Annotated in this window: 8 protein-coding genes; 5 read left to right on the forward strand and 3 right to left on the reverse strand. The window is 70.4% G+C overall.

The features are described 5' to 3' along the window. The first annotated feature begins 7 nt into the window (after positions 1-7). From CW362_RS06070 to CW362_RS06080, 3 genes are all read left to right on the forward strand, one after another. The gene (locus CW362_RS06070) at positions 8-2,353 is read left to right on the forward strand and encodes a bifunctional polysaccharide deacetylase/glycosyltransferase family 2 protein (protein ID WP_103548317.1); all 2,346 of its coding nucleotides are present in this window, start codon (positions 8-10) and stop codon (positions 2,351-2,353) included. Then, complete coding sequence (locus CW362_RS06075; protein ID WP_103548318.1) at positions 2,354-3,736, forward strand: acyltransferase family protein; 1,383 nt, start codon at positions 2,354-2,356, stop codon at positions 3,734-3,736. A gap of 133 nt (positions 3,737-3,869) precedes the next feature. Beyond that, positions 3,870-4,565: a demethylmenaquinone methyltransferase gene (locus tag CW362_RS06080; protein WP_103548319.1), complete on the forward strand. Its 696-nt coding sequence runs from the start codon at positions 3,870-3,872 to the stop codon at positions 4,563-4,565. 62 nt (positions 4,566-4,627) lie between these two features. Here the strand turns inward: CW362_RS06080 and CW362_RS06085 are convergent, their stop codons facing one another. Next, entirely contained in the window at positions 4,628-4,933 is a 306-nt protein-coding gene (locus tag CW362_RS06085) for a PASTA domain-containing protein (protein ID WP_240657683.1), read from the reverse strand. Positions 4,934-5,065: 132 nt separating this feature from the next. Next, a complete protein-coding gene (locus tag CW362_RS06090; RefSeq protein WP_103548321.1) occupies positions 5,066-5,572 on the reverse strand; it encodes a GNAT family N-acetyltransferase in 507 nt (168 codons plus the stop codon). Between the two features lie 98 nt (positions 5,573-5,670). Here CW362_RS06090 and CW362_RS06095 point away from each other — a divergent pair, with 98 nt between their 5' ends. Then, positions 5,671-6,972 carry a geranylgeranyl reductase family protein gene (locus CW362_RS06095; RefSeq protein ID WP_103548322.1) on the forward strand — a complete coding sequence of 434 codons (1,302 nt, stop codon included), beginning with the start codon at positions 5,671-5,673 and terminating at the stop codon, positions 6,970-6,972. A gap of 335 nt (positions 6,973-7,307) precedes the next feature. Here CW362_RS06095 and CW362_RS06100 read toward each other — a convergent pair whose 3' ends face one another. Next, complete coding sequence (locus CW362_RS06100; RefSeq protein WP_103548323.1) at positions 7,308-8,141, reverse strand: C40 family peptidase; 834 nt, start codon at positions 8,139-8,141, stop codon at positions 7,308-7,310. A 723-nt stretch (positions 8,142-8,864) separates the two neighbouring features. Between CW362_RS06100 and CW362_RS06105 the strand changes: the two genes are divergently transcribed. Then, complete coding sequence (locus CW362_RS06105; protein ID WP_037627175.1) at positions 8,865-9,224, forward strand: NADH-quinone oxidoreductase subunit A; 360 nt, start codon at positions 8,865-8,867, stop codon at positions 9,222-9,224. Positions 9,225-9,230 lie beyond the last annotated feature (6 nt).

Consider the following 9,230-nt stretch of genomic DNA (forward strand, 5'->3'; position numbering starts at 1 on the left):
CACTCTCATGACCACGACGACACCCGCGCGCGGCCGACGGCGCGCCCCCTCCAGGATGGAACGGGCCGCCGGCCGGGCCGCCGCACTACAGAAACCCCGTGTCATCCTCGCCCTGCTGCTCCTGCTGGCGCTCGGCAGCGTGATGCTGCTCGACGGCTACCTGCGCTCCGAGATCGGCAACGACGCCCGGGTGCGCGACGGCGCGGCCTACGACGAGGTCCCCCGGAAGATCCTCGACGGCGGGCCCATCCTGACGTTCTCCGGCGGCACCGCGAAGACGCAGTCCGTGCCGAAGAAGACCATCGTGCTGACCTTCGACGACGGTCCGACCGCGAACTGGACGCCCGAAGTCCTCGAGGTCCTGGAGGAGAACGACGTCCAGGGCACCTTCTTCATGGTCGGCTCGATGGTCTCCCGCTACCCGGACGTGGTGAGGACCCTGGTGGACCAGGGCAACGAGGTCGGCATCCACACCTTCACCCACGTCGACCTCTCCTACCAGAGCACCGCGCGCCTCCGGCGTGAGCTGAAGCAGACGCAGCTGGCCCTCGCGGGTGCGGCCGGTGTCACCACCACGCTGTTCCGCGCCCCGTACTCGTCGGAGATCAGCGCCGTCGACAACTACAGCTGGCCCGTCTACAAGGAGCTCGGCGGTCTCGGCTACACCAGCGTCTTCGTCGACACCGACAGCGACGACTGGAAGAAGCCGGGCGTCTCGAAGATCGTCCGGTGGGCGACGCCGAAGAACGGCCAGGGTGCCATCGTCCTCATGCACGACGCCGGCGGCGACCGCTCGCAGACGGTCGCGGCGCTCGGCGCGTACATCAAGAAGATGAAGGCGAAGGGCTACACCTTCACCACCGTCAGCGGTGCCCGGGCCGAGCTGGACCGGGCCGCGGCGGCGGCCCGCGGCACCGGGGGGACCGCGGGGACCGCAGGGTCGCGTCAGGTCCCGGGACAGCGGACGGACGGACAGCGGTCCGGCCCGGGTTCGGCCGGGACGGATCCGGCCGCCGGTGCCGGCACCGGCGCGGGCGGTGCCGCGCAGGCCGCCCAGCGGAAGGCCACCGGCGCGACCCTCTACGAGGGCAAGGCACTCGTCTACGCCGTGGCGGTCGCCGAATGGGTCGTACCGGCGCTTTCCTGGTTCCTCGCCGTCGTCGGCGTCGCCGTCATGGGCCGGTTCGCGATGATGCTGGTCCTCGCCCGCCGTCACCACCGGCAGCGCAACCGCCGGCGCGGCCGGGGCGGGGGGTTCCGCTGGGGACCGGCGGTCACCCGGCCGGTGACCGTGATCGTGCCCGCGTACAACGAGAAGGAATGCATCGCCAACACCCTGAAGTCGCTCGCCATGAGCACGCACCCGATCGAGATCATCGTGGTCGACGACGGTTCCGAGGACGGCACGGCCGAGATCGCCGAGTCGCTCGGCATGCCGAACGTCCGGGTCATCAGGCAGGAGAACGCGGGCAAGCCCGCCGCGCTCAACAACGGTGTCCGCAACGCCCGTCACGACATCGTCGTGATGATGGACGGCGACACCGTCTTCGAGCCGGACGCCGTGCACCAGCTCGTCCAGCCCTTCGCCGACCCGGAGATCGGGGCGGTCGCGGGCAACGCCAAGGTCGGCAACCGCGACACGCTGATCGGCGCCTGGCAGCACATCGAGTACGTGATGGGCTTCAACCTCGACCGCCGCATGTACGACCTGCTGCGCTGCATGCCCACCATTCCCGGTGCGATCGGCGCGTTCCGCAGGGACGCCGTGCTGGAGGTCGGGGGGATGAGCGAGGACACGCTCGCCGAGGACACCGACATCACCATCGCCATGCACCGCGCGGGATGGCGGGTCGTCTACCAGGAGCACGCCAAGGCCTGGACGGAGGCGCCCGGTTCGCTCAAGCAGCTCTGGTCGCAGCGCTACCGCTGGTCGTACGGCACCATGCAGGCGCTGTGGAAGCACCGCAAGTCCCTCACGGACAAGGGGCCTTCGGGCCGGTTCGGACGCGTGGGCATGCCCCTGGTGGTGCTCTTCCAGATCGTCACGCCGGTCTTCGCGCCGCTCATCGACGTGTTCACCGTCTATTCGATGATCTTCGTGGACTTCCGGGCCGCGCTGCTCGCCTGGCTGGCCGTTCTCGCGGTCCAACTGGTCTGCGCCGCCTACGCGTTCCGGCTCGACCGGGAGAAGTACCGCTACCTCGCGATGCTGCCGCTACAGCAACTCGCCTACCGCCAGATGATGTACCTGGTTCTGATCCACTCCTGCGTCACGGCTCTGACCGGCGGCCGCCTCCGCTGGCAGAAGCTCAAGCGCACGGGCGAGGTCGGGACCCCGGCAGGAGTGAACTAGATGAGCTGGGGCGCGGAGCAGCAGGGGCAGGGACACGACGGCGGGTACGGGCACGGCTCCGGGTACGACGGCGGGCACGGTCAGGGCCCCGCGTACGGGTACGACCCCGGGTACGGGCTCCCGTACGACCGGACCCCGTCGTACGGGCAGCCGACGGCGTACGGGCAGGCGGTGTCGTACGAGGAGCCGGTGTCGTACGAGGAGCAGTGGCAGTACGTTCCCGGGCCGGAGGAACCTGCCCCGACGAAGGCGGAGGCGGAGGCCGAGGCGGAGGCGGTGACGACGGAGGCCGCGGCGACCGAGCCGCCCCCGGTCCCGTCCCCGCCGCCTTCCCCCGAGAAGGGAGCGGGGGGCGCCCGGGACCGCTACTTCGACGCCCTGCGCGCCGTCGCCCTGGTCCGTGTCGTCACGTACCACACCTTCGGCTGGGCCTGGGCGGGACTGGTCTTCCCGTCGATGGGCGTGATGTTCGCGCTCGCCGGCACGCTGATGGCCAAGTCCCTGGAGCGTCCCGCGATCGGGGTGGTCCGGAGCCGGATGCGGCGCCTGCTGCCGCCGTTCTGGTTCTGGGGCCTCCTCGTCGTGCTGGCGATGATGATCCACGGCTGGATGCCGGGCTGGCAGATCGTGTTCTGGATCGTCCCGGTCGGGGACCCCCCGGGCGACCAGTGGGGCGCGCAGGCCTGGGAGATCCTCTGGTACCTGCGCACGTACCTCTGGTTCGTGCTGCTCTCGCCCCTGCTGCTGAAGATCTTCCGCAGGGCCCCGGTTCCGGCGCTGCTCGTCTCGCTCGTCCCGATCGTGGTCTTCCAGTACGGCTGGCAGCCGCCCTACGACCGCTTCGGCAGCGCCCTCACGGACCTCGCCACCTATCTCTTCTGCTGGCTCGCCGGCTTCGCCCACCGCGAGGGGGTGCTCCGGCGCCTGAGGCCGTCCGCGGTGGTCCTCGCCTCGCTGGCCGCCCTCGCGTACGGCGGCTGGTACGCCCTCGCGCACCGGTCGGAGTTCGGCACGTACGACCTCGACGAGATCCCCCTCGCCCAGGCCTTCTGGTCGGCGGGCTTCGTGACGCTGCTCATGTGCTTCAAGGCGTACCACGACGTCGACTTCGCCTGGCTCGCCCGCTTCGAGCGGCTCGACCGCGTGGTGACGGTCTTCAACGCGCGCGCGGTCACGATCTACCTCTGGCACGAGATCGCGCTGGTCCTGGCCGTCCCGCTGATCGACCAGTTCTGGAAGGTGCCGGCCTTCGAGAAGTGGCTGCCCCTGGAGAGCCAGTGGTTCATGTTCGCCGTCGGCTGGGTGCTGATCTGGATCGCGATCCTCCTGTTCGGCTGGGTCGAGGACCTGGCCGCCCGGAAGAGGCCCCGGCTGCTGCCGTAGCGGCCCGGAGACCGTCCGGAACCGGCGTCCGGCCCCCTGCCCGTACCCCCTGCGGACGCGGCGGCGGAAATCACCGCCGCGTCCGCGGCCGGGCGCCGGAGAGCCGTCCGGCCCCTGCTGCCACAATGGGACCGTGACCCGCGCATCCCTGGACAAGCAGCCGCACGAAGTCGCCTCGATGTTCGACGACGTGGCGGAACGGTACGACCTGACGAACGACCTGCTGTCGCTCGGCCAGGACCGGGCGTGGCGCAAGGAGGTCGCGAAGGCGGTCGACGCGCGCCCCGCGCAGAAGATCCTCGACCTCGCGGCCGGCACCGCGACCTCGTCGCTCCCCTTCGCCCGCACCGGCGCGTACGTGGTCCCCTGCGACTTCTCCCTCGGCATGCTCCGCGTCGGCAAGCGGAACCACCCCTGGCTGCCGCTGACCGCCGGTGACGCGACGAAGCTGCCCTTCAAGGACGACACGTTCGACGCCGTCACGATCTCCTTCGGGCTGCGCAACGTCCAGGACACCGACACCGCGCTCCGCGAGCTGTACCGCGTGACCAGGCCGGGCGGGCGCGTCGTGATCTGCGAGTTCTCGCACCCCACCTGGGCGCCGTTCCGCACGGTCTACACCGAGTACCTGATGCGCGCGCTGCCCCCGGTCGCCCGGGCCGCCTCCTCCAACCCCGACGCGTACGTCTACCTCGCCGAGTCCATCCGCGCCTGGCCGACCCAGCCGGAACTGGCCCAGCGGCTGATCGGGGCCGGCTGGTCGAAGGTGGCCTGGCGCAACCTCACGGGCGGCATCGTGGCCCTCCACCGGGGCTACAAGCAGGCCTGACCCCGTTCGCGGGACCGCGGGGCCGACGACCGGCCCCGCCCCCGGGAACCTGTCGACGGCGGCTACCCGATGACCTCGAACGGGTCGCCGGGCAGGTCGAGTTCGCGGCGCAGCCCGCCCGACGGCGGACGGGGCGGACGCGGTTCACGCACTCCGGCGCCGCCCTCCGCGTCCCCGAGGTCGAACCACACCGTGACGACGGCTCCGCGCGGCACCTCGGCCCCGGGCTGCGGAAATTGACGTACGACGTAGTCGACGACCGTCCGATGGAAATCGGGCCGGTCGGGCGCGGCGAGCAGAACACCGCGAGCCTCTGCCGTCTCACGCGCGTCCATGGCCATCAGACCGACGAGCCGCGGTACACGCACTTCGGGTGTCTTGGGTGTTATGCGCACGGACGTCACCCCCAGCGGTACCGGAAGGGTAAGCCTCGCCCGTGCCCTTCCGGAAGCCATGGGGAGACGCGCCGGGCTCCGGTACGGGGCCGGCCCCGGCGACGGTCACAGGGCCAGCCGGTAGCGGTGCCCCTCCTGCCGGGACGAGGGCAGCGTGAACCGTTCCGCGAGCTCCATGCCGAGCCGCTTCGTCACCGCGATGGAACGGGCGTTGCCCGCGTTGACCATGGCGACGACGTCCGTGACGCCCGCCGCGCGGACCCGCTCCAGGGTGATGCGCGCCGCCGCCGTGACGTACCCCTTGCCCCAGTGCGCCCGCCCCAGCCGCCAGCCGATCTCGATCTTCCCGGCCGGACCCCAGGAGTGCGGCCACGGCTGCGCGCCGGTGAAGCCCAGCACCTCGTCCCCGGGACCGAGCACCGTCCACAGGCAGAACCCGTACTCCGCGTCGTGCCGCCGCTGGCGCGCCGTGAGTTCCTCGTAGACGGACCGCTCGGCCGCGCGGCCCCCGTGGAACTCCATGACCTCGGGGTCGTCGAAGACCCGGTGCCATTCGAGGGCGTCCTCGTCGGTGGGGACGCGCAGTCGTACAGCGGGGAGAGCTCGGTTCACGGGGCAGCCCTTCAGCCGGGTGATCGGTACCGCTGCATAGACTGCCCATGTCCAGTGCCCGTCGGCACGTTGATTTCGAGTCTTGGGGAGACCCCGCCGTGACCGAGCCCCAGCCCCTCTCCGAGAACACCGCCGACGTCATCGTCGTCGGGGCCGGGCCAGCCGGCTCCACCACCGCCTACTACCTGGCGAAGGCGGGGCTCGACGTCCTGCTCCTGGAGAAGACGGCCTTCCCGCGCGAGAAGGTCTGCGGTGACGGGCTGACCCCGCGCGCCACCAAGCAGCTGGTGTCGATGGGCATCGACATCTCCGAGGAGGCCGGCTGGCTCCGCAACAAGGGTCTGCGCATCATCGGCGGCGGTGTGCGCCTCCAGCTCGACTGGCCGGATCTCGCCTCCTTCCCCGACTACGGACTCGTGCGCAAGCGCGACGACTTCGACGAGCAGCTCGCGCGGCAGGCGCAGAAGGCGGGCGCGCGGCTGTACGAGCGCTGCAACGTCGGCGCCCCGGTCCTCGACGAGCGCACCGGCCGGATCGTCGGCGTGCACGCCAAGCTGGGCGACGCCGACTCCAAGGAGAAGCGGGAGGTGACCTTCCGCGCCCCGCTGGTGGTGGCCGCGGACGGGAACTCCAGCCGTCTCTCCCTCGCGATGGGCCTGCACCGCCGCGAGGACCGCCCGATGGGCGTCGCCGTCCGCACGTACTTCACCTCGCCGCGCCACGACGACGACTACCTGGAGTCGTGGCTGGAGCTGTGGGACCGCCGGGGCGCCGAGGACCGTCTGCTGCCCGGTTACGGATGGATCTTCGGCATGGGCGACGGCACCTCGAACGTCGGCCTCGGCGTCCTCAACACCTCCGACTCCTTCAAGGAGCTCGACTGGCGCGAGGTCCTGAAGGCCTGGTGCGCCTCGATGCCGGAGGACTGGGGCTACACCCCCGAGAACATGACCGGCCCGATCCGCGGCGCGGCCCTGCCGATGGCCTTCAACCGCCAGCCGCACTACACCAAGGGCCTGCTGCTGGTGGGTGACGCCGGCGGCCTGGTGAACCCCTTCAACGGCGAGGGCATCGCCTACGCCATGGAGTCCGGCCAGATCGCGGCCGACGTCATCGTCCAGGCCCACGCGCGCGCCACCCCCGGCCAGCGCGAACTGGCCCTCCACCGCTACCCGCGCGTCCTCAAGGACACCTACGGCGGCTACTACACGCTCGGCCGCGCCTTCGTGAAGCTCATCGGCAACCCGAAGGTCATGAAGATCGCCACGCAGCGCGGTCTGACCCACCCGATGCTGATGAAGTTCACCCTGAAGATGCTCGCGAACCTCACCGACCCGACGGGCGGCGACGCGATGGACCGCATCATCAACGGCCTCTCGAAGGTGGCCCCGAAGGCCTGACCGCGCGCGGGGGACCGCCCGGACGGTCACCCGGCGGCCTCCCGGCCGTCCGGGCCGACGTCCGGGCCGACGTCCGGGCCGACGTCCGGGCCGACGTCCGGGCCGACGTCCGGGCCGACGTCCGGGCGGTCACCGGGACGGCCGCGGCCCGGCGGCGCGACGGGTCACCACCCGCTCGCGCCGCTCGGCCGCGTGCGCTCCTGGGGCGCCCTTCCGCTCCCTCCGGGAGGGAGGTGAGGAGAGCCGCCGCCGACAAGGCACCGGAACCGGTCCTTCGGACAGCCCGAAGGGCCGCTCCCCGCACAGGAAGCGGCCCTCCGGGAGTCACTCGCGGGTCAGAGCACGCGCACCGCGCCCGTGGCCGGGTAGCCCGAGAGGTCCTGGATCACGACGCCCTTGGAGGGGTTGGCCGCGTCGAGGTACTGCCCGTTACCGATGTACACACCGACGTGGTAGGCCGAACCCGCCGCACCCCAGTACAGAATGTCGCCGACCTGGACATTGGACAGGGAAACCGGCGTACCGGACACCGACTGGTCCTGGGAGACGCGCGGCAGGTCGACGCCGACCTGCTTGAACGCCGCCTGCACCAGACCGGAGCAGTCCCACGCGTTGGGTCCGGTGCCGCCCATGACGTACGCGTCGCCGACCTGCGCCTTGAGGAAGGCGATGACGGTCGCGACACTGCCGCTGGCCGGGGCCGCGACGCTCGTGGACGTGGACGCGCTCGCCGACAGGGTGGTCCGCGCCGAGGAACGGGAGACGGCGTCGGCCGCGGCGGCCTTGCGCGCGGCTTCCGCCTTCTTCTTGGCCTCGGCCTTCTTCTTGGCCTCGGCCAGGTCGGCCTTGGCCTGCTTGGCGGCCTTGGCGGCGGCCGCGTCTCGCTCCGCCTGCAGCTCGTAGTCGGCCGCGGCCTGCTGGGTGGCGTCCGCGGACTGCGCGACCTGGGTGGCCAGGTCGGCCGTCAGGGTCGGCAGCTCCATGATCTGGGTGACGGGCTCGGCGGCGCTCGCCGAACCCGCTGCCGCGGCCACTGCCAGGGTGCTGAGGACGCCACCGGCAACTCCGGCGCGCATCGCGAGCGACGGGGCGTTGCGACGGGGCTTCCGGTGGCTTCGTATGGGTGCGGTGTGGGACATGGGTACTAGCGGTACCAGGGGCTCCTCCATACCTTCAAGAAACGTGTGGTGCGCCACAGTTGTTCAATCGGCCGCCGAATTCGTCGCCCGTCACTCTTTATTGACGCCGTAACGGGCATTGCGGACACTGTCCATCAGGCCCGTGATCATGGCCTTTCAGTAATACGTCCGAATTGCCCCCCGCCTACCACCGGTTGAAGAGGATGGCCAAGCCCGGCTTATCTGACCCATAGGTAGATGTGGCGCAGGTCACGGAACGGTCACCCCGGCGGCCGCGTCCCGCGCGTGGAGCCCGCCCGCTCCCGGGTCGCCCCCGCTCGTGAATGCGTGCACGTGTCCACATCGGTCCCGCCGGTCCCTCCGAAGTGTGAACGCGGCCCTCTATCAAGCGGGTGCGTCCGACGCCAATTTGCATGCGAAGGAAGTCTCTTGATATTGAGACGACCCTCCGGGCCTGCGGCGATGAGCGAAAATGTCACGTCTGGTGATCGACCTGACGCTTCGAGTGTGAAGATCACTGCTCATCCGACTTCATGATCGTTCGTCAGGTGGTGGAGATCACAAAGCTAAGGGGATACCCCGTGTCGCAGATCACAGACCGCCAGGCATAAGATGCGAGGCAGTTGGGCTTGTGACCTGCTTCACATGTCCGCGATCTTCGCCGGGACGGGCGGGGTTGGCGGTACGGACGGGGCAGGGGTGCAGGCTCGCCGAACCGCCACCAGTCAGTGCCGACTGAGAGGAGCGAGGAGCGTGAACGCGTATGCGCCGATCCTCGTACTGGGAGCCCTCGGGGCAGGCTTTGCGATCTTCTCCGTGGTCATGGCCACGCTGATCGGTCCGAAGCGGTACAACCGCGCCAAGCTCGACGCGTACGAGTGCGGCATCGAGCCGACCCCCACGCCGGTCGGCGGCGGGCGTTTTCCCATCAAGTACTACCTGACGGCGATGCTCTTCATCGTCTTCGACATCGAGATCGTCTTCCTCTACCCCTGGGCCGTCACCTTCGACGCCCTGGGTGTTTTCGGGCTCGTGGAGATGCTGCTCTTCGTGCTCACCGTCTTCGTCGCCTACGCGTACGTATGGCGGCGCGGCGGCCTGGAATGGGACTGAGGGGCC

It is taken from the genome of Streptomyces populi (genome assembly GCF_002911015.1).
Classification (GTDB): domain Bacteria; phylum Actinomycetota; class Actinomycetes; order Streptomycetales; family Streptomycetaceae; genus Streptomyces; species Streptomyces populi.

Bases quoted from the DNA above. Each gene is read 5' to 3' on its own strand.
- CW362_RS06070 (WP_103548317.1), top strand. From the start codon at position 8: ATGACCACGACGACACCCGCGCGCGGCCGACGGCGCGCCCCCTCCAGG.
- CW362_RS06075 (WP_103548318.1), top strand. From the start codon at position 2,354: ATGAGCTGGGGCGCGGAGCAGCAGGGGCAGGGACACGACGGCGGGTAC.
- CW362_RS06100 (WP_103548323.1), bottom strand. From the start codon at position 8,141: ATGGAGGAGCCCCTGGTACCGCTAGTACCCATGTCCCACACCGCACCC.